We start from the raw sequence: 19,228 nt of genomic DNA on the forward strand, positions 1-19,228 counted from the left end.
GACTGCGATATAGGGATATATCGTCAGACCAACAAGGATTTTTGCTTACTTTTCATCCGTGAAAAGTAAGGCGAACGGCAGGTTAATCCAAAAAATGGATGAAAACTCGGCAAGACGCTGTCGCGTTTTTACCCAAGTAAAAATTGAACAAACAACAAATTCTGGTTGATATAAAGGATGATTCTATGAGCTCAAATGAAACAACAACAGGCTTCAAACCAAAAAAATCAGTTGCACTTAGTGGACAAGTTGCAGGCAACACAGCACTTTGTACCGTAGGACGTAGCGGTAACGACTTGCACTATCGTGGCTATGACATTCTTGACCTTGCAGCGGGTAGCCAGTTTGAAGAAGTTGCTCACTTGCTCGTACATGGCAAATTACCAAACAAAGCTGAACTCAAAGCCTATAAAGCAAAATTAAAAGCGCTTCGTGGCTTACCAGCAGCACTTAAAACTGCACTTGAACAATTACCACCGTCTGCTCACCCAATGGATGTAATGCGTACAGGTGTTTCAGTGCTAGGTTGCTTAACGCCAGAACACGAAGACCACAACGAAGCTGGTGCAAAAGACATTGCTGACAAATTAATGGCAAGCTTAGGCTCAATGCTGCTTTATTGGTACCACTTCAGCAACAACGGTCGTCGTATTGAAGTTGAAACTGATGACGACTCAATTGCAGCGCATTTCTTACATTTACTGCATGGCGAAAAACCATCTGAAGAATGGATTCAAGCAATGCATACCTCTCTGATTTTGTATGCTGAGCACGAATTCAACGCATCAACATTTACATCACGTGTGGTTGCAGGTACAGGCTCTGACATGTACTCGGCAATTACAGGCGGTATTGGTGCACTTCGCGGACCTAAACATGGCGGTGCAAACGAAGTTGCATTCGTGATTCAACAACGTTATGACAATCCAGATGAAGCAGAAGCTGACATCCGTAAACGTGTTGAAAATAAAGAAGTCGTAATCGGTTTTGGTCACCCTGTATATACAGTTTCTGACCCACGTAACGAAGTGATCAAGAAAGTTGCACACGACTTAGCACAAGCACAAGAGAACACCAAAATGTACCTCATCGCTGAGCGTTTAGAAGCAGTAATGAAAGAAGTGAAAAACATGTTCCCGAACCTCGACTGGTTCAGTGCGGTGAGCTATCACTTAATGGGCGTTCCAACTGCAATGTTCACGCCGTTATTTGTGATTGCACGTACGGCAGGTTGGTCAGCGCACGTGATTGAACAACGCCAAGACGGCAAAATCATTCGTCCAAGCGCGAACTACACAGGCCCTGAAAACCTCGAATTTAAACCATTGGCGGAGCGTGGTTAATGAACACAAAATACCGTAAACCGCTGGCAGGCACCCAGCTTGAATATTACGACGTGCGTCAAGCCGTTGAAGATATTCAGCCAGGCGCATACGAAAAACTGCCTTACACCTCTAAAGTACTTGCAGAGCAATTGGTACGCCGTGCCGATGCCGAGAACTTAACTGCTTATTTAACGCAGTTGATTGAACGCCGTCAGGACTTAGACTTTCCTTGGTACCCTGCGCGTGTGGTGTGTCATGATATTTTGGGTCAAACTGCATTGGTTGACCTTGCAGGTTTGCGTGATGCGATTGCTGAGAAGGGCGGTGACCCATCTAAAGTTAACCCGGTTGTACCGACTCAGCTCATTGTCGACCACTCTTTAGCAGTGGAATATGGTGGTGCTGACCCAGACGCTTTTGCAAAAAACCGTGCTGTTGAAGACCGCCGTAACGAAGACCGTTTCCACTTTATTGAGTGGACCAAAACTGCATTTAAAAATGTCGATGTGATCCCTGCGGGGAACGGCATTATGCACCAGATTAACCTAGAGAAAATGTCTCCGGTCATTCAGGCGCGTGATGGCGTAGCATTCCCAGACACATGCGTCGGTACAGACTCACACACACCACATACAGACGCTTTGGGCGTAATTTCTGTGGGTGTAGGTGGTTTAGAAGCTGAAAACGTAATGTTGGGCCGTGCATCTTGGATGCGTCTGCCAGACATTATTGGTGTTGAGTTGGTTGGCCAACGTCAGGCAGGCATTACTGCAACAGATATCGTACTTGCTCTAACAGAGTTCTTGCGTAAAGAACGTGTAGTGGGTGCTTACCTTGAGTTCTTTGGTGAAGGCGCTGACAGTATGTCTGTGGGCGACCGTGCAACCATTTCGAATATGACACCAGAATATGGCGCTACGGCTGCGATGTTCTACATTGACCAAAACACAATCGACTACTTACGCCTAACAGGCCGTGAAGATGCTCAAGTGGCATTGGTTGAACAGTACGCAAAAGAAATTGGTCTTTGGGCATCTGAAATGACCAAAGCAGAGTACCCACGTGTACTACGTTTTGATCTATCGACAGTAACACGTAACATTGCTGGTCCATCAAATCCACATGCACGTGTTTCAACCAGTGACCTAAAAGAAAAAGGTATTGCGGGTGTTGTTGAAAACCGTTCTGACGGCTTAATGCCAGATGGCGCAATCATTATTGCTGCCATTACTTCGTGTACCAATACTTCTAACCCACGTAACACTGTGGCGGCAGGCTTGTTGGCACGTAAGGCAAATGAACTTGGCCTAACACGTAAACCGTGGGTGAAAACCTCATTTGCACCAGGTTCAAAAGCGGCTGCACTTTACCTTGAAGAAGCAGGTGTTCTAAAAGACTTAGAAAAACTTGGTTTTGGTATTGTGGCTTACGCTTGTACGACGTGTAACGGTATGTCGGGTGCGTTAGATCCAGTCATTCAACAAGAAATTATTGACCGTGACTTGTACGCAACAGCAGTACTCTCTGGTAACCGTAACTTCGATGGCCGTATTCATCCATATGCAAAACAAGCGTTCTTGGCATCTCCGCCACTAGTTGTGGCGTATGCGATTGCAGGTACGATTCGTTTTGATATCGAAAAAGATGCGTTAGGTCATGACAAAGAAGGTAACCCGATTTACCTCAAAGACATTTGGCCATCTGACGCTGAAATTGATGCCTTAGTTAAAGAAGCTGTGAAGCCTGAACAGTTCCGTAAAGTCTATATTCCAATGTTTGATTTGGGCGAAGTTGAGCAAGCGAAAAGCCCACTTTACGACTGGCGTCCGCAAAGTACTTACATCCGCCGTCCACCATACTGGGAAGGGGCGTTGGCTGCACCACGTACTTTGACGAATATGCGTCCACTTGCGATTTTGGGTGATAACATCACCACCGACCACTTGTCGCCTTCAAATGCGATTTTGATGGACTCGGCTGCGGGTGAATACCTTCACAAAATGGGCGTACCAGAAGAAGACTTCAACTCATACGCAACGCACCGTGGTGACCACTTGACCGCACAACGTGCAACATTTGCCAACCCGAAACTCTATAACGAAATGGTGGTTCGTTCAGACGGTACCATTAAGCAAGGTTCGAAAGCGCGTGTGGAGCCAGAAGGTGAAGTGATGCGTATGTGGGAAGCGATTGAAACCTACATGAACCGTAAGCAGCCGTTAATTATTATTGCGGGTGCCGACTACGGTCAGGGTTCAAGCCGTGACTGGGCTGCAAAAGGTGTACGCCTTGCAGGTGTTGAAGCGATTGTGGCAGAAGGTTTTGAGCGTATTCACCGTACTAACTTGGTGGGTATGGGCGTGTTACCACTTGAGTTTAAACCGGGTGTAAACCGCAAGACTTTAAAGCTAGATGGTACAGAGCTTTATAGCGTGATTGGTAATATCGCGCCGCGTTCGACTTTAACTTTAGTGATTGAACGTGCCACAGCGGACGGTAAAGAAGAAATTCTTGAAGTGCCTGTGACGTGTCGTTTAGATACAGAAGAAGAAGTTTCTGTATATGAAGCGGGTGGTGTATTACAGCGTTTTGCGCAAGACTTTTTAGAAGGCCAAGTGGCTTGATACTTTAGTTAGATATTGTTGATATTGTTCAAAAAAAGCCCTATCTTGATGATGGGGTTTTTATTTTAGGGTAGTTGGATGTTAAATGGTCAACGAGCAGCAATTTTTTTGCAAAACATGGAGCAAAGAGTTAAGCCATCTTATAAAAAGGATAATACCGATAAAGTACGTTGTTATGTAATAACTAAAGCTCAAAGCAAAATCCAAGAGCCTGTAAATTATTTTGTGTAAGTTCCATTTTTTATAAATGATCTTTTAATCGATCATCGAACTGAATCGTAAACCAATTCATTGCTAAACGCCAATTTTGAATTGGCATCGTCCATTTCTTCGCAGCATTTGATGTTGCTAAGTAAATGACCTTCTTTACTGAGTCATCAGATGAAAAGATTTTCCTTTTCTTCGTTGAATGGCGTATTACGCTATTCAACGACTCAATCGCATTTGTTGTATAAATTGCATGACGTATTTCGGCTGGATAGCTAAAGATCGTTCGGATATTTTCCCAATTGGCCCGCCAGGATTCTCCAATTTTGGGATACTGGTGATTCCATTGATCACAGAAGATGTCTAGGGATTTTAAAGCATTTTCCTCTGTACTTGCCTGATAAATCGCTTTCAGACCCGACGTAACAGCTTTGTAGTCTTTCCAGCTTACAAATCTCAGGCTATTGCGTACAACATGCACGATACACAGTTGAATATCAGTATGAGGGTAAACAGAGGCTATCGCGTCAGGGAAGCCTTTTAATCCATCTACACAGGCAACAAGAATGTCCTGTACTCCTCGATTTTTTAGCTCTGTCATGACTGACAGCCAGAATTTGGCACCTTCTGTCTGAGCAATCCACATACCCAGTAATTCTTTTTGCCCATCCATATTGATGCCTAAAGCAAGGTATACGGACTTGTTAATCACATTGGAGTGCTGACGGACTTTGACAACAATACAGTCAAGATAGACAACAGGATAAAGGCTATCTAAGGCTCTATTTTGCCACTCAGTCACTTGCTCAATCACAGCATCGGTAACTTTGCTGATGAGAGATGCTGACACATCGGCATCGTACATTTCTTTGAAGAAGGCTACAATTTCCCTATTAGTCATTCCTTTTGCATACAGTGAGAGGATTTGGTCATCCATACTGGTGATGCGTGTTTGGTGCTTTTTGATAATTTGTGGCTCAAATGAACCTTCTCGATCACGGGGAATATCTAAAGCCAGTTGTCCATCTTGAGTTGTAATGGTTTTAGAACTAAACCCATTACGGCTATTTGAGCCTTTCTTGGGCTGATGCTTTTCATAACCGAGATGGTCTGAAAGTTCAGTATTGAGTGCAGTTTCAATCATGAATTTTTTAAAGACTGCTGTCATTTGGTTTAAGTCTTCTGGTGTTTTTAGACCTTTAGCCAATTCGGCAGCCATACTTTTGATTGTTGCTTCATCCATGTGAAGTACCTTTTGTAATTATCCTCTGAAGGATAAATGAAAATTAAGTACTTACACAAAATTTAGAACAGTCCCAAATCCAAATTTTTTTTGATGCCAAAACTAGCAAGAAATGCCTTTTTAAATTTGACCATGAAATACCTAACAGTATTCATGGAGTAACTGATATCCAAGTTATAAGTGAATATTCAACTGCTATCGAAAGAACAGCAATTGCTCCTATTACTCTTCTTTACCAATGTTATTTGTATGATGAAAATACTTTGAATGAGCTATTAGAATATTTTGAAAATATGGTAACGATAATATAAAAAAAGCCCGACATCCTGTCGGGCTTTTTCGTATTTGGTTGCTAGATATGACTCCTGTCGTATCTCACGATCCTGATGCATGAACCTATTATTGTTGTTTTATGTTCCGGAACATCCTGTTCCTGTATGAACTCATCATAGAAAAAAAGCATGGGACAGCCAATCCGCTAAATCCCTAAATCTGTGTAAGATAAATCGTACAAATAACATTTTTTGCATTTATGCCATCATCATCGGGCGAAATGGACAATTGACATTCACTTTAAGTGGGTTATATTCCTGTTTAATATATATACGATTATAGGAATGTAATCATGGTAACAGCTGGCGAAAAACCCGGAACAGGCTTCTATTTCTGTGCTCAGTGCGGACATAGAGTGTTTTTAGAAATTAACACAGACCCTTTACCACCTTGCACTAAATGCTACTGCACGCAATTTAAACGTTAAGAATGAAATAATATTTGCGTTCGCATTTAACAAAAAGCCCTGTCACCCGATGGGGCTTTTTTGTTAATTTAAAAATAAGACTTACATAACAAGACCCGTGATGGGCATGTAAAAGGAAACCGTTATGGAAACAATATTGGGTTTATGTATTGGCGTGGGCCTGAGCGCTGCCTGCGGTTTTCGCGTGTTTGTGCCGCTACTGGTCATGAGCATTGCCACCATGATGGGATGGTTTGAGCCATCGAAAGGCTTTGAGTGGTTAGCTCTACCATCGGTGTGTTTGGCTTTAGGTGTGGCAACGGTGTGTGAAATTGCAGCTTACTATATACCGTGGGTGGATAACGCCTTAGACACGGTCGCAACTCCTGCGGCGATGATTGCGGGTACGCTTACCACAATGGCTGTGAGTAGTGGGGAAATGTCTCAGTTTGCTACTTGGGCAGCAGCGATTATTGTCGGTGGTGGCACAGCAGGTGTGGTGCAAATGAGTACCGTTGCTGCACGTGGTGTTTCAACTGCAACCACAGGTGGTTTAGGGAATTTTGTCGTTGCGACAGGTGAGTGGATTGGCGCAATCTTACTTTCGGTTTCAGCTATGCTGGTGCCTGCGCTTGTTGCAATTGTAGTGCTGATTGCGGTTATTTGGGTGGTGCGTTGGATTCGCCATAAAAAGCAAGAACAGGCGCATAGTCCCTTGTAGGTTCGTCTAAATACCAGTTTTAAATAAGCATAAAAAAAGCCCGACGTCCTGTCGGGCTTTCTTGTATTTGGTGATTAGATATGACTCCTGTCGTATCTCACGCTCCTGGTGCTTGAACGTATTATTGTTGTTTTATGTTCCGGAACATCCTGTTCCTGTATGACTTCATATTAGGAAAAAAGTAGGGCGTCGCCAATCCGCAAAATCCCTAAAAGTTTGTAGGATAAAACGTACAAGATCGTCTTTTAATTTATCATTATGTTCTCGTGGTATTGTTTGAATCGAGATATATTCATGCTGAATGGTTGTGAAAAATGTGATGAATGCGGAAGTCTGTATTTAAAAAGTAAATCTAGTATGGCTTCGTTGTGTCCTGAATGCGCTTCTATAATTTATGGATGTGCAAATTGTGAGCATGTTTTTAAAGAGGGGCGTTGTATACATTGTTACTGGGATGGCAGCACAACCACTTATATTGAAGACTTAAAGAAAAACTCATAAATATTCAGATATAAAAAAAGCCCAACATCCTGTTGGGCTTTTTCGTATTTGGGTACTAGATATGACTCCTGTCGTATCTCACGATCCTGATGCATGAACCTATTATTGTTGTTTTATGTTCCGGAACATCCTGTTCCTGTATGAGTTCATATTAGGAAAAAAGAAGGGTGCCGCCAATCCGCAAAAACCCTAAAAGTTTGTAGGTTAAAACGTACAAGCTACTATTTGTCTTGAGGCAAAGGCCAAAGAATATCGTTGTTTTGCTTGAATTTTTTATACCAATATTGGCTTATCAGCGCTTTGTCATCTCTATCGAAATGATAAACGAATATATCTAAAGCTTCGTTTAAGTCGAGGTCATAGCGAAACTTGGCAGTAGCTAAATGATCTTGTATTTCATATAACTGATTAAATATAGGTAAAGATTCTTCATAAGTTAATAATTGAATTTGTTGAAGAAGTTCTTTTATTTGAAGCTCATACGCATCTAAGACTCTTGCCAGATCAATCCTTACATCTCTATAGGTGATAAGTCTTTGCTCAAATTCATCCCATGTGTAGTTCATTCTAATAAATGTTTAAAAGTTGAATGTAAGCACAGCATAACTTGATTGGTTATAAAATTGATCTGATTTTTCAAAATGCTAGATCGGCAAATCAAACAACTTTGGCCTCTGTGCCACAACAGACTTTAATTTTTTGCGCTGATTTAAAGTACAACACCATTGCGACACAGAGTTAAAGAGCTAAGCCAACGCTTAGCCCAGACTACTTTTGTCACACCGCTGCATGGTGCTTAAAAAAGTAGGGGCAAAGTCCCGTGGGAGAACAGGACTTTGCAAACTGACATGTTCTAGGCGCTGCATCATTTTCGGGGAATAAGCTTTTTCAAGTTGCTGGTAAATACAGTCACAACTGGCCTCGCTATGCCCACCTGACAGGCAAATTTTTTCAAACTCCTGTTGGGCATGAAGGCTACAACCTGCAACACTTAAGCTACCGACTATGAAACTTAAAGCCAAAAAGGGTTTATAAATTTTCATATTATTCTCATGAGTATTTATACGTATAACTAAAATAAAAAATATAATTGCTTGGGAAATTAAAATAATTTTTTAAATAAAAGTTAATCCTCCTATAAATACAGGAAAATAAAATAATTAAAATTTTAAAATAAAATTAGTTTATAAATTTAAAAAAATAAGGCGTAAAAAACCAAATTTTAAATAAATAAAATAGTTAAAAAACAGAGAAAACGAGATTAAAAAATGTCATGGTCAACTCCTTAAAAAATGGAGTTCTACCACCAGATTACCGCGAATTAATTAGGGTGGTAGAACGAAAGGGGGTTGACAGACTGGAGCTCATGGACCAGCACGCGCGGGGCGTCCCCCTCCCGTCCTACCGCAAAGAAGGGGGACGCAAGGGTCTAACGAATTATAGTAGAACTACGATTCGCTATGAGCTTACGGTCTGTCAAAACCGTCTGGCAATGTAGGCCAGCAACGAGATAATAATCGGTGATTTTAAATACGTCAATTTAATATTTAAAATATTTTTGATTTAATAATAAAACTAAATATATTTTTAAAATAACAGAATTATTATTAACTTTTTATTTATATTTGATGAGAAAAAATAATAAATATAGAAATATTTTGCCAGTTCCAAAAAAGAACTTGATTGTTAAGATCTATGTTTGTCGTTTTTATAGAGATAAGAATGGAACGAGTTGTCATCACAGGTATGGGAATTAATTCCTGTATTGGAAATACATTAGAGACAGTAACCGAGTCCTTAAAAGCAGGCCGCTCAGGCATTCGCTATAACGATGTCTATGCAAAACTGAACTTTCGGAGTCATGTGAGCGCCACTGCCGAAATGAATTTTGAAAACATTGATCCAGATCTAAAAAAACACATGGGCGTTTGCGCGATGTACGCCTACAACTCGGCACTCGATGCACTACAACACGCCAAGCTTGATGTAAATGACATTGCCAACAACTCAAAATATGGCGTGATTGGGGGAACAGGCGGCACCTCAACAGCGTCTATCATCGACATGCTGCACACCTTAAAAGAAAAAGGCGCAAGCGAGGTATCGCCCGATTTAGCGCCACGCTATCTGACAAATACCATTAGCGCTAACCTGTCGCGTGCTTTCAACTTAAAAGGCGTATCTCAATCGATCGCAAGTGCCTGCGCGACTTCAGCCGACGCAATCGGCTATGCATATCACCTTATTGCGGCTGGTAAACAAGATCTGATGCTGGCGGGTGGCGGTGAAGAAGACCATTGGTCGCAAACGGCAATATTTGATGCGATGGGCGCCTTATGCTCTAAATATAACGATGCGCCTGAAACTGCTTCACGCCCATATTCAGTCGATAACGATGGTTTTGTGATCGCTGGCGGTGGCGGCATGGTGGTTTTGGAGTCTTTAAGCCATGCCCAAAAGCGCGGAGCAAAAATTTTGGCAGAAGTGGTTGGCTACGCTGCCAATAGCGATGGTGTCGATATGGTAGCCCCGAGCGGTGAAGGCGCGACCCGTTGCATCAAACTGGCACTCGCAGAAGCCAAACAAAACGGCTCTGAAACCATCGACTATATCAACACGCATGGCACTTCAACACCAGCAGGAGACATTCCCGAACTATTGGCCATAGAGCGAGCTTTTGGCAGTGAAAAAGTCCCGCCACTGAGTTCGACCAAGTCGATGACTGGACATAGTTTGGGGGCAGCAGGCGTACACGAAGCCATTTATTCTATTTTAATGCTGCAAAATAACTTTATCGCGCCGAGTATTAATATTACCGAACTGCGCGAAGAAGCTAAAAAGTTCGATATTGTTCAAACAAGCCGAGAAACTGAACTCAAAACAGTCATGAGTAATAGCTTTGGTTTTGGTGGGGTAAATACCTGTCTGGTTTTTAGAAAATGGGAAGGGTAGTTTAAATATGAAATATATAGGCTTTAGAAAAGAATAAATTTAAAAAATTAAGAAAAGCGTAATGGATTACGCTTTTTCTCTTATAAGACATAGTTTAAGCAGCTTGAATGGCTTCACCACAAAAAGAAACCGTTTCTTGTTTATGCTGGTGTAAGTACCAGAACTGATCTGCAACTGTTTCTGGATGTACCGCGTAGGTTTTATCCTTCGCTTCAGGGGTTCCATCTACAAAGCCATTTACAATGACTTGGCTCACGTAAACATTTGAGTCAGCAAGACTATGGGCAAGCAAATTGGTGGCTTTATATTGAGCGGCAGCGGTAGTTGCTAACGATGAGTACTCTTTGGCAACCAAGTCGATGCCCACTGCATCGAAAGCAAAAATTCCGTTTGTCGATAAAATGCTACCGTGGTTCTTCTCTAAATCACCTAAGCAAGCTTGTACCGTCGCAATATAGCTCGAAACACGAATATGAAAGCTTTTAGTAAGCTCTAGTGGAGGGGTTTTTAAGATATTGCCTTCAATATCATGGAAAGCATTCCAATGAATATTTTTAATCTCTCCTAATTGATCTTTAATGCGTTTAATTAGGTTTGGTATATCTTCAAGAACCGCTAAATCACATGTAAAAGCGTAAGCTTCAATACCTTGTGCCTTAAGTTCTAAAATGGCTTTTTCGAGTTTTTCAGCATTACGTGCCACTAAACCGATTTTATAGCCTTCTTTACCAAACTTATGTGCCACGGCTTTGGAAATACCTGTTCCATAACCAAAAATTATAATATTGTTGTTCATTATAAAGTTCCAAAAAACCAATTATTTGGTTAGAAATAATTTATAATATGTTTTTATAATGTATTCAAGCGAAAAAATTAAATCTAAAAATAATGCAGAAAGAACAAGACAAAAATATGAAAAACATTAATTAAGTCAGTTGGTTTTGAATGGTCTGGATGGGATACTTATTTAGAGAATGAAAAATTTATCTTTTTTCACTATAGCTAAAAGTAAGGTTAAGAATATTGTGAGTGTAGGTGTTTGTAAATGAGGATTATTTTCTTATATTTTTTATTGGTTTTTCCTAGTCTTTCTTTTGGTAATACTGTGAATGAGTTTTTTTCAAAGTTTCAAGCAAGGAATAATTATTATATTTATAAAGATAAACCAGAGAAATGGATCTATGACTGTAATGTGCAGGCGAATTGGGAAAAAAATTCAACTAACATCAATTCTGTAAGTTTTGATCAAAAGAATCAGTCAATTAAATTCTCATTTGATACTCCTGATCATCCATTTTATAAAGTAACTAAAATATTAAAAATTAAACCTAATGAGTATGAAGTGTATTTCCAAGATAAGGATATGGGAGTTAGTTTTAACTTTGAGGTTATTTTAAAAAGTAATGGTATTTCAGAGTGGATTTTTCATACTTCTAATGAAGATACAGAAAACTTCATCGATAGAAGCTTTACCTTAGTGAGTTTCAATGAATCTCCAAAGTTTAATATAACGAATAAGTGTAAATAGCCAGAATGAAAAGTAGAGTTCTCTTGTGGTTTAAACGCAAGAGATTCTACATAGACAAATCATACTTCACTGGCGTTAGATTCTTTTTATAGTCTTGGTGCCTAATTGCTCAAAACAGTTAATGATTTGGTAAAATAAACCGAAAAATACAAATAAAGTGGAATTTAAATATAACTAATTATAGGTAAATGGGAATAAATTCTTTTAAATTTGTCTAATCACGTAAAAATTCCCAAAAATATTAAAAATTCGCTTTTCTTAGAAAAACAATCCCGCAGGGTGCTGGCTAAACTATATCTCAAGGGTGTGATAGGGATCGAAAAGAGTAGCATGCACCAAAACGTATAACGTTAGTGTGTACTCACCCAAAAGGTCTCGATTCGGCTTAGGACGCTATAGATCAAAAGTTTATAGGCACAAGGTTATAACTTACAAAGTTATGATTGTTGAAGTAAACCATAGATGTTTTCCCTTGACACCCTAAAAAATTCTCTATAATAAAAACGATACTTTACAAGAATATAATTTAATGAATAAGCCTTATCTTTCTGTGCTACCTACCGACAGTCAAATCTCATCTCAATTGAACAATGCCTACTTCCACGACTCGTGGAGTATTGTGCTTGGTCAGCCCGACCTGAATGTATTTGGGCAACTTATTAAGCTATTTCAACACACTCCAGCGTGGATAGAGTGGAGCATGAATATGCGTAATAAAATTACTTCAAAAATTGGGCTTAAAGACTTAGGAAGTTTTAAGCAAATTGATTCGAATAAAAAAGAAAATGAGTATGTCGCAGGTGACCGAATTGGAATTTTTACCTTACGGCAACGTACCGAAAATGAATTAGTGATTGGAGACGATGACAAGCACTTAAATGTGACTTTATCTGTTTATAAGAATGAAAAGACTCAAGTACTCACCATAACTACAGTGGTACATATTAAAAATTGGCTTGGGAGACTCTACATGGTGCCAGTGATTCCTGCACATCGAAAAATAGTGCCAGCAACTTTACAAATATTGGGTTAAAGCATTATTTTTATTTACGATGTGGTCGCCTGAAATCATTTATATAATATCCTTATTATTATAATTGCGAGCTGAATAAGATGGAGAATAAAAACCAGTGTCGCCAATGCGCCGTATGCGGAAAGAATGTCCCGTTAAAAGATCTGGTTTCGGGTGAAGTCATTCGAAATGTGATTAGCGATGAAATTATCCAAGATCATCCAGATTGGAATTACTCAAGCTTTATTTGTCGAGCCGATCTGGCAGATTATCGAATTAAATACGTGCAATCATTATTACGTTCCGAAAAGGGCGAACTCTCTAATTTAGAAAATGAAGTGATTGGCAGTATGCAACGCCATGAATTAATTAGCCGAAATACCGAATCTGATTTTGATCAAAAGTGGACGTTTGGAGAAAAGTTAGCAGATAAGATTGCATCATTTGGCGGAAGTTGGTCTTTCCTTATTTGTTTTGCGATCTTTTTAACAGGTTGGATAGTATTAAATACAGTCGTGATGGTAGTCCGTCCTGTCGACCCTTATCCTTTTATTTTACTGAATTTAGTGCTGTCATGTTTAGCTGCAATTCAGGCACCTATTATTATGATGAGTCAAAATCGTCAAGAAGCCAAAGACCGTTTGCGCTCTCAACATGACTATCAAATTAATTTAAAAGCTGAGCTTGAGATTCGCCATTTGCATGAAAAAATGGATCATCTTTTATCGCATCAGTGGGAAAGGCTTGCACATATTCAAGAAATTCAGCTCGATCTTTTAGCTGAAATGAATAAAAAGCGATAAAGATTTTTCGAGTTTCACGTGGAACATGATGATAGCTTATAGATTGTTTTGCGGTAGGTCTGAAATTTCTTTATGATTTGCCGCCATGCTCCATTGCTGTTTCTACGACCATGCCTTTAAACGACAACTTTGTTTACGCTCCACCACAAGATCCGCTTTCAATTTTATTTGAAGATGACGATTTGATTGTGGTTGATAAACCTGCGGGTTTGTTGTCGGTTATGGGACGGTTACCTGAGCATCATGACAGTGCTTATTTAAGGGTGCTGGAAAAGTTCCCTTTGGCTAAAGTGACGCATCGTTTAGATATGGCAACCTCGGGTTTGCTTATGTTTGCCAAGCATCGTGACGCAGAAGTCGCGGTAAGTAAAATGTTTCAGGCCAGAACAGTTAAAAAGCATTATATTGCTTTGGTGCAAGGCCAAGTCGCACAAGAGGGTAGTGTTGAAGTTCCACTCATTACCGACTGGGAAAATCGCCCAAGACAAATTGTACATTTTGAATTAGGCAAACATGCCAAAACCTTATTTCAACCTCTCACCTATGATGAAAACACTGATCAAACTCGGGTTTTACTTGAACCAGTCACAGGGCGTTCACATCAGCTACGTGTGCACATGATGCATATTGGCCATCCGATTATGGGCGACAAGTTATATCACCCTGAACCTAAACGTTTTCATTTAAGCCGTATGGCCTTACATGCTGCGTATTTGGCTTTTCAACATCCATTGAAAGGAACCGATGTCGTGATTGAATCGCAAGTGCCTTTTTAAAAAATTAAGATTTGATGCAATTCGCAACTGAATACATATCCAAACTGCAATAAAAGTCGGTTATTCTTGATGTCGAATAATACAAATTAGAGCAACAACAAGGACAATCTAATGAATCGCGACTACGAACAATTTCCCGATGACGATAACGGCAATGTACTTTGGCAAATGGTTGAAGATGGGGATGACTTAACAGAGCTGCATGAAATTGAATTTTCAATTGCTTTTCATGATCAAAAAAATGCAGAGCAATGTGCACTTTATTTACTTTACCAAGAACAAAAAGTTTCTCTTTTCCAAGATGACTCTGTTGAGCCGAATGAATGGGTAATTACCATCTTTGTTAATATGGAACCTGAGTATTCAGATATTGTTGACTTGGAACAATGGTTTGCCAGCATCGCTGAAAAATTTCAGGGTGAATATGATGGTTGGGGCTGCATGGCCTATGTCTTCGAAGAAGAGAGTGAGGAAGATGACCTGTTACAGTAAGGTCTAAAATAGTAGGAGATAATCATGAGCTTATCTCAGAAACAAATTGCGGTACGGTTTCTAGAACTTGCCGCAGCAGGCGAAGTCGATGAAGCCTATAGCAATTACACTGCGCCTAACTTCAAGCATCACAATCCTTATTATGCGGGTGATGCGACTTCTTTGAAGGAAGGGATGCGTGAAAGCGCGGCTGAAAATCTCAACAAAGTCTTTAATGTTCAACACGTCATTGAAGATGGGACTTTGGTCGCCGTGCATTCGAAACTTGAAATGCAAATGAATGACAAAGCCACCATTTTGGCTGTGGTTCATATTTGCCGTTTTGAAAATGGAAAAATTGCGGAGCTTTGGGATATCGGGCAAATACAGCCCGAACAGCTTGTAAATGAAAATGGCATGTTCTAATAAAAAAGCCCGAAAATAATTCGGGCTTTTTTATTTTATAGATAAATTAAAACTTCCACTGTGCCGAAATTGAAGCATTCAATGGTTCACCCGGCTGAACCCATAAATCGCTATAGCTTGAGACATAGTAGGTTTTATCAAATAGGTTGTTTACGTTCAGTTGATAGCGTAAGCGGTCAGATGGAGCATAGTAAGCATTTAAGTTTACGAGGGTATAGCTTGGTAAATTAAAGCCATTATCAAGGTTATGTCCACTGCGTTCACCCACATAGGTAAGGTTGGCACCTACACCTGCTTTTGTTGAGCCTTCTTGTAGAAACTCATAATTGGTACTTACAGCACCTTGGTGTTTTGGAACATTACTTAGACGTGCACCTTTTGCCAAGTCTTGGTCTTTTTCAATTTGAGCATCAGTATAACTATAGTTGGCATTGACGAACCAGCGGTCAGTGATTTGGCTATTTAAGTCAAACTCGATTCCTTTACTGCTGACTTCGCCTGCTGCGGTTTGAAAGTTACTGTCGATTGGGTCGGTTGTGAGTACATTTCGCTTTTTCATTTTAAACAGGGCGAGACTCAGCACACTTTGGTCATTCACTTTATATTTGGTGCCGACCTCATAACTTTCACCTTTTTCAGGAGCAAAAGTCTGGCCATTGCGGTTCATACCACTATTCATGGCAAATGAGCGACCATAGTTGGTATAAAACGCCCATTGGTCAGAGGCTTTAAAATTTATTCCGAAACGCGGACTATTCTGGTGAAGCGTCTGGTTGCTTTCAGTCTGACTCAGGTGATTTTTAAAGTCTTGTTCGACCTGATCAAAACGGTTGCCAAATAGCACACTCCACTGGTCATTAAAAAAGATCTGATCTTGTACATTAAGCGCAAAGTAACGCTGCTGTTCTTTTGTATTGGTAAATGGTGCAAGGTTTGGTAAATATTTGCCATATTCAGGTTGGTAAATATCAATTGTGTTTGGTGAGCTTGTGCTGTGGTTGCGACGAAGCTGGTTTTGTTTGTAGTCGAGTTGACCAAGTTCGGTTGAAAGTAAAATTTCATGACGTGCCCAAGACGTATCAAGCTTGCCCAGTAACTCGGTCTGAGCCAGCACATCTTCACTTGTATAATCACGATAGCGACGTTGACGCTCTAAAGTACGTCCATCGGCTTGCATACGACGAGGTTCGGTTGCAAAACCCACCATTTTGGCATCTTTATAACTGACTGCACTATTTAGCTTCCAGTCAGGGTTAAACTCGTGGCTCAGACGTAATTGGTAAAAGTAATCTTTTATTTTCAAATCGCCATCATCAGGTTCACCTGTAAAGGTTTTCGGGTCCATCACAAACTGGTGATTGACTGTGCTGACACCACGGTCAAAGGTTCCTTTATGCTCTGTAAATTCACTGTCAAAGTCGAGTTGCGTTTGGTCTGAAATTTTCCATGTGAGCTGTGGAGAAAAGAACCAGCGTTCACTGCTGACATGATCACGAAAGCTTTGATTATCTTCATGAGCCACTGCTACACGATAGGCCAGTTCATCGTTTATAGGCGCCGTGTGTTCCAGACTAATTCGATATTGTTCTTGGGTATTGGCACGTAGGTTAACTTCACTTTCGCTTTCCCACTGTGGTTTTTTACTGTTGAGGTTAAGCAAACCACCTGTTTCACCGCGTCCATATAAAGCCGCCATAGGCCCTTTTAAAAACTCTAAAGATTCAATATTTACGACATCTTTAGGAGCGCTAATCCCTCGGTTGACACTCAAGCCGTTTCGAATCATGGATGCACCTAAATTGGGGTCGGTACTAAAACCACGGAAAGAGTAGTTATCCCAAAAGCCGCCACCAAAACTGTTTTGATGAAAAACCCCACTCACTAAGCTTAATGCGTCATCAATCCGTTGAACGTCTTGTTGTTCCATCATTTGTTTTGAAACATAAGCACGGTTAAAAGGGACATCTAAAACATCGTGAGAAAATTTAGTCGCCGAGCTATTTTGACTCACACTTTCTTGGGTGCTTTCAGCCTGAACGCGTATGGTCTTAAGTACCGTTGACGTTTCTTCTGCCCAAGTGAATGTCGATATAAATGATAGACCCAACGAAGACAACAATCCTAATTTGTGTTGCATAAATAATCAGCCATAAAAGACAAAAGAACTATAATGTAATAGTATAACGTTACATTATTTTGTTGATTACCGCTATGCCTATAGAAAAAAATATTGAACGTTTACAGTCGATTGATGCATTGCGTGGTTTGGTTATCCTCATTATGTTGCTCGACCATGTAAGAGAAACTTTCTATTTACATAAACAGGTTACCGATCCAATGGACGTAACAGTAACAGAACCAGCATTATTTGGCAGTCGTTTATTGGCCCATATTTGTGCTCCGGTTTTTGTACTTTTAACCGGTATTTCTGCATTTTTATTTCAATCAAAAAAACAGGACTTACAACAAACGCGTGCCTTTCTATTAAAACGCGGCTTATTTTTAATTGTATTAGAGCTTACCCTTGTGAATTTTGCATGGACAGCGACTTTTCCACCCGAAGTCATTTATTTACAGGTGATTTGGGCGATTGGTATTAGCATGGTGGTGCTAGCTTATTGTGTAAGTTTGCCTTTGCCAATTCTTGCTGGTGTAGCGTTGGTGATTATTTTTGGGCACAACTTATTAGATTCTGTGCACTTCTCACCAGACATCCTACAAAATATATGGTTCGTTTTACACGAACGTGGCTGGCTTGAGTTTGCGGGCATTAAGCTTCGTACAAGTTACCCTGTTTTACCTTGGATTGGGGTAATTTTATTAGGCTACGTTTTAGGCCAGTTGTTTAGTTCAAAATATACAGCAAAGCAAAGAGGCCTCACTTTACTTAGTCTAGGTTTCGCAAGTATTGGGTTGTTTGTTTTACTACGTTTGATCAATGTTTATGGTGACCAGCCGTGGCAGCATTTTGAGTCATTACAACTAAGCTTCATGAGCTTTTTAAACCTCACCAAGTATCCGCCGTCTTTATTGTTTATTTTGCTAAATGTTGGGATCGGATTAATTGTACTGACTGCTTTTGAACGTATGCAGCAATATTCATTTCTAAAACCATTGGTCGTGTTTGGCTCGGTGCCGATGTTCTTTTATTTACTGCATTTATATGTGCTGAAACTGATGTATGTATTTGCGCTAAATATGTGGGGAGCTAACTATGGGAGCTATTTGTCGGTCGGCCATGTATGGATGCTGTGGCTAATCACGATTGTACTGTCTTTTGCACTCTATCCAGCAGTTAAATGGTTCTCTAAGTTTAAACATCAAAACAAACATATTTCAATTTTAAAATATTTCTAATTTCTAAAATGTGAGTAAAGCGAGTTCAATAATGCTCGCTTTACTTGCTTACATCTAAATATAGAGTTTCTTTCACTTCTTCCATGACCACATAACTGTGTGAAGATGCCGAAGCGGGAAGTTTTTTTAATAGATCTCCCAATAAGCGGCGGTATGCGCTCATTTCTTTTAAACGCGCTTTTACAAGGTAGTCAAATTCACCTGAAATAAGGTGACATTCAAGCACTTCAGGAATCTCAACTAAATCTCTAGCCACCTGATCAAATACATCGCCTGATTTGGCAGATAACTTAATTTCTAAAAAGACAAGCAAGTTACGGTCTACATAGGCTGGGTTTAGCCGAGCGTAATAACCCATGATAATGCCATCGCGTTCAAGACGCTTTACACGCTCTGAACAGGGGGTGGTAGAGAGGTTGACTCTCGATGCCAATTCACTAATCGCAATTCGTCCTTCACGCTGCAAAATATCCAGAATCATGCGATCTATACGATCTAAGGGGCGCATAGATATTTCCTCTTTTTTTAAAATTCTCGCGAGAA

General features: G+C 40.2%; 19 protein-coding genes. 13 read left to right on the forward strand and 6 right to left on the reverse strand.

What is annotated here, in order from left to right; all coding sequences use genetic code 11:
• The first annotated feature begins 185 nt into the window (after positions 1–185).
• The 3 genes from prpC (at position 186) to CSB87_RS19880 (ending at position 4,180) form a co-directional block, all read left to right on the forward strand.
• Positions 186–1,343 carry a 2-methylcitrate synthase gene (gene prpC / locus CSB87_RS09995; protein WP_004711157.1) on the forward strand — a complete coding sequence of 386 codons (1,158 nt, stop codon included), beginning with the start codon at positions 186–188 and terminating at the stop codon, positions 1,341–1,343.
• On the forward strand, positions 1,343–3,949 hold the full coding sequence (gene acnD, locus CSB87_RS10000) for a Fe/S-dependent 2-methylisocitrate dehydratase AcnD (RefSeq protein WP_031952075.1): 2,607 nt from the start codon (positions 1,343–1,345) through the stop codon (positions 3,947–3,949). The genes prpC and acnD overlap by 1 nt, the downstream gene beginning before the upstream one ends.
• 78 nt (positions 3,950–4,027) lie before the next feature.
• The gene (locus CSB87_RS19880; RefSeq protein WP_155762384.1) at positions 4,028–4,180 is read left to right on the forward strand and encodes a hypothetical protein; all 153 of its coding nucleotides are present in this window, start codon (positions 4,028–4,030) and stop codon (positions 4,178–4,180) included.
• A 10-nt stretch (positions 4,181–4,190) separates the two neighbouring features.
• Here CSB87_RS19880 and CSB87_RS10005 read toward each other — a convergent pair whose 3' ends face one another.
• Positions 4,191–5,399, reverse strand: a complete 1,209-nt coding sequence (locus CSB87_RS10005) for an IS256-like element ISAba26 family transposase (protein ID WP_000343018.1) — start codon at positions 5,397–5,399, stop codon at positions 4,191–4,193.
• A gap of 625 nt (positions 5,400–6,024) precedes the next feature.
• On the opposite strand from CSB87_RS10005, the gene CSB87_RS19960 reads away from it, so the two are divergent.
• Together CSB87_RS19960 and CSB87_RS10015 are read left to right on the forward strand one after the other, a co-directional pair.
• The gene (locus CSB87_RS19960) at positions 6,025–6,159 is read left to right on the forward strand and encodes a zinc ribbon-containing protein (protein ID WP_001983336.1); all 135 of its coding nucleotides are present in this window, start codon (positions 6,025–6,027) and stop codon (positions 6,157–6,159) included.
• A gap of 124 nt (positions 6,160–6,283) precedes the next feature.
• Positions 6,284–6,859 (forward strand): DUF4126 domain-containing protein, encoded by a 576-nt coding sequence (locus CSB87_RS10015; protein ID WP_031952078.1) that lies wholly within the window; start codon positions 6,284–6,286, stop codon positions 6,857–6,859.
• 722 nt (positions 6,860–7,581) lie between these two features.
• Here the strand turns inward: CSB87_RS10015 and CSB87_RS10025 are convergent.
• Positions 7,582–7,926: a hypothetical protein gene (locus CSB87_RS10025; protein ID WP_031952080.1), complete on the reverse strand. Its 345-nt coding sequence runs from the start codon at positions 7,924–7,926 to the stop codon at positions 7,582–7,584.
• Between the two features lie 192 nt (positions 7,927–8,118).
• Entirely contained in the window at positions 8,119–8,403 is a 285-nt protein-coding gene (locus CSB87_RS10030) for a hypothetical protein (protein WP_031952083.1), read from the reverse strand.
• A 679-nt stretch (positions 8,404–9,082) separates the two neighbouring features.
• Between CSB87_RS10030 and CSB87_RS10035 the strand changes: the two genes are divergently transcribed.
• On the forward strand, positions 9,083–10,312 hold the full coding sequence (locus tag CSB87_RS10035) for a beta-ketoacyl synthase N-terminal-like domain-containing protein (protein ID WP_031952085.1): 1,230 nt from the start codon (positions 9,083–9,085) through the stop codon (positions 10,310–10,312).
• A 94-nt stretch (positions 10,313–10,406) separates the two neighbouring features.
• On the opposite strand, the gene CSB87_RS10040 is transcribed toward CSB87_RS10035, so the two are convergent.
• On the reverse strand, positions 10,407–11,108 hold the full coding sequence (locus CSB87_RS10040) for an SDR family NAD(P)-dependent oxidoreductase (RefSeq protein WP_031952086.1): 702 nt from the start codon (positions 11,106–11,108) through the stop codon (positions 10,407–10,409).
• Between the two features lie 309 nt (positions 11,109–11,417).
• On the opposite strand from CSB87_RS10040, the gene CSB87_RS10045 reads away from it, so the two are divergent.
• The 6 genes from CSB87_RS10045 (at position 11,418) to CSB87_RS10070 (ending at position 15,328) form a co-directional block, all read left to right on the forward strand.
• Complete coding sequence (locus CSB87_RS10045) at positions 11,418–11,840, forward strand: hypothetical protein (RefSeq protein WP_228131587.1); 423 nt, start codon at positions 11,418–11,420, stop codon at positions 11,838–11,840.
• A 529-nt stretch (positions 11,841–12,369) separates the two neighbouring features.
• The gene (locus CSB87_RS10050) at positions 12,370–12,873 is read left to right on the forward strand and encodes a DUF2867 domain-containing protein (protein WP_031952089.1); all 504 of its coding nucleotides are present in this window, start codon (positions 12,370–12,372) and stop codon (positions 12,871–12,873) included.
• A gap of 80 nt (positions 12,874–12,953) precedes the next feature.
• Entirely contained in the window at positions 12,954–13,655 is a 702-nt protein-coding gene (locus tag CSB87_RS10055) for a DUF1003 domain-containing protein (RefSeq protein ID WP_031952090.1), read from the forward strand.
• A gap of 110 nt (positions 13,656–13,765) precedes the next feature.
• Positions 13,766–14,431, forward strand: coding sequence for an RluA family pseudouridine synthase (locus CSB87_RS10060; RefSeq protein WP_006582347.1), 666 nt, complete (start codon positions 13,766–13,768; stop codon positions 14,429–14,431).
• A 111-nt stretch (positions 14,432–14,542) separates the two neighbouring features.
• The gene (locus CSB87_RS10065) at positions 14,543–14,923 is read left to right on the forward strand and encodes a ribonuclease E inhibitor RraB (RefSeq protein WP_002050544.1); all 381 of its coding nucleotides are present in this window, start codon (positions 14,543–14,545) and stop codon (positions 14,921–14,923) included.
• A gap of 24 nt (positions 14,924–14,947) precedes the next feature.
• Complete coding sequence (locus CSB87_RS10070; RefSeq protein ID WP_031952091.1) at positions 14,948–15,328, forward strand: nuclear transport factor 2 family protein; 381 nt, start codon at positions 14,948–14,950, stop codon at positions 15,326–15,328.
• A gap of 46 nt (positions 15,329–15,374) precedes the next feature.
• Here the strand turns inward: CSB87_RS10070 and CSB87_RS10075 are convergent, their stop codons facing one another.
• A complete protein-coding gene (locus CSB87_RS10075) occupies positions 15,375–17,465 on the reverse strand; it encodes a TonB-dependent receptor (RefSeq protein ID WP_032066817.1) in 2,091 nt (696 codons plus the stop codon).
• 74 nt (positions 17,466–17,539) lie between these two features.
• Between CSB87_RS10075 and CSB87_RS10080 the strand changes: the two genes are divergently transcribed.
• Positions 17,540–18,685, forward strand: a complete 1,146-nt coding sequence (locus CSB87_RS10080; protein ID WP_031952095.1) for a DUF1624 domain-containing protein — start codon at positions 17,540–17,542, stop codon at positions 18,683–18,685.
• A gap of 40 nt (positions 18,686–18,725) precedes the next feature.
• On the opposite strand, the gene CSB87_RS10085 is transcribed toward CSB87_RS10080, so the two are convergent.
• Positions 18,726–19,193 carry an Lrp/AsnC ligand binding domain-containing protein gene (locus CSB87_RS10085; RefSeq protein ID WP_001247568.1) on the reverse strand — a complete coding sequence of 156 codons (468 nt, stop codon included), beginning with the start codon at positions 19,191–19,193 and terminating at the stop codon, positions 18,726–18,728.
• Between the last annotated feature and the right edge of the window lie 35 nt (positions 19,194–19,228).

The sequence above is a fragment of the Acinetobacter sp. AR_0276 genome, assembly GCF_003000705.1.
GTDB classification, from domain to species: Bacteria; Pseudomonadota; Gammaproteobacteria; order Pseudomonadales; family Moraxellaceae; genus Acinetobacter; species Acinetobacter nosocomialis.

Coding starts and splice junctions, on each gene's coding strand:
- prpC (WP_004711157.1), top strand. CDS start 186: ATGAGCTCAAATGAAACAACAACAGGCTTCAAACCAAAAAAATCAGTT.
- acnD (WP_031952075.1), top strand. CDS start 1,343: ATGAACACAAAATACCGTAAACCGCTGGCAGGCACCCAGCTTGAATAT.
- CSB87_RS19880 (WP_155762384.1), top strand. CDS start 4,028: ATGTTAAATGGTCAACGAGCAGCAATTTTTTTGCAAAACATGGAGCAA.
- CSB87_RS10005 (WP_000343018.1), bottom strand. CDS start 5,399: ATGGATGAAGCAACAATCAAAAGTATGGCTGCCGAATTGGCTAAAGGT.
- CSB87_RS19960 (WP_001983336.1), top strand. CDS start 6,025: ATGGTAACAGCTGGCGAAAAACCCGGAACAGGCTTCTATTTCTGTGCT.
- CSB87_RS10015 (WP_031952078.1), top strand. CDS start 6,284: ATGGAAACAATATTGGGTTTATGTATTGGCGTGGGCCTGAGCGCTGCC.
- CSB87_RS10025 (WP_031952080.1), bottom strand. CDS start 7,926: ATGAACTACACATGGGATGAATTTGAGCAAAGACTTATCACCTATAGA.
- CSB87_RS10030 (WP_031952083.1), bottom strand. CDS start 8,403: ATGAAAATTTATAAACCCTTTTTGGCTTTAAGTTTCATAGTCGGTAGC.
- CSB87_RS10035 (WP_031952085.1), top strand. CDS start 9,083: ATGGAACGAGTTGTCATCACAGGTATGGGAATTAATTCCTGTATTGGA.
- CSB87_RS10040 (WP_031952086.1), bottom strand. CDS start 11,108: ATGAACAACAATATTATAATTTTTGGTTATGGAACAGGTATTTCCAAA.
- CSB87_RS10050 (WP_031952089.1), top strand. CDS start 12,370: ATGAATAAGCCTTATCTTTCTGTGCTACCTACCGACAGTCAAATCTCA.
- CSB87_RS10055 (WP_031952090.1), top strand. CDS start 12,954: ATGGAGAATAAAAACCAGTGTCGCCAATGCGCCGTATGCGGAAAGAAT.
- CSB87_RS10060 (WP_006582347.1), top strand. CDS start 13,766: ATGCCTTTAAACGACAACTTTGTTTACGCTCCACCACAAGATCCGCTT.
- CSB87_RS10065 (WP_002050544.1), top strand. CDS start 14,543: ATGAATCGCGACTACGAACAATTTCCCGATGACGATAACGGCAATGTA.
- CSB87_RS10070 (WP_031952091.1), top strand. CDS start 14,948: ATGAGCTTATCTCAGAAACAAATTGCGGTACGGTTTCTAGAACTTGCC.
- CSB87_RS10075 (WP_032066817.1), bottom strand. CDS start 17,465: ATGCAACACAAATTAGGATTGTTGTCTTCGTTGGGTCTATCATTTATA.
- CSB87_RS10080 (WP_031952095.1), top strand. CDS start 17,540: ATGCCTATAGAAAAAAATATTGAACGTTTACAGTCGATTGATGCATTG.
- CSB87_RS10085 (WP_001247568.1), bottom strand. CDS start 19,193: ATGCGCCCCTTAGATCGTATAGATCGCATGATTCTGGATATTTTGCAG.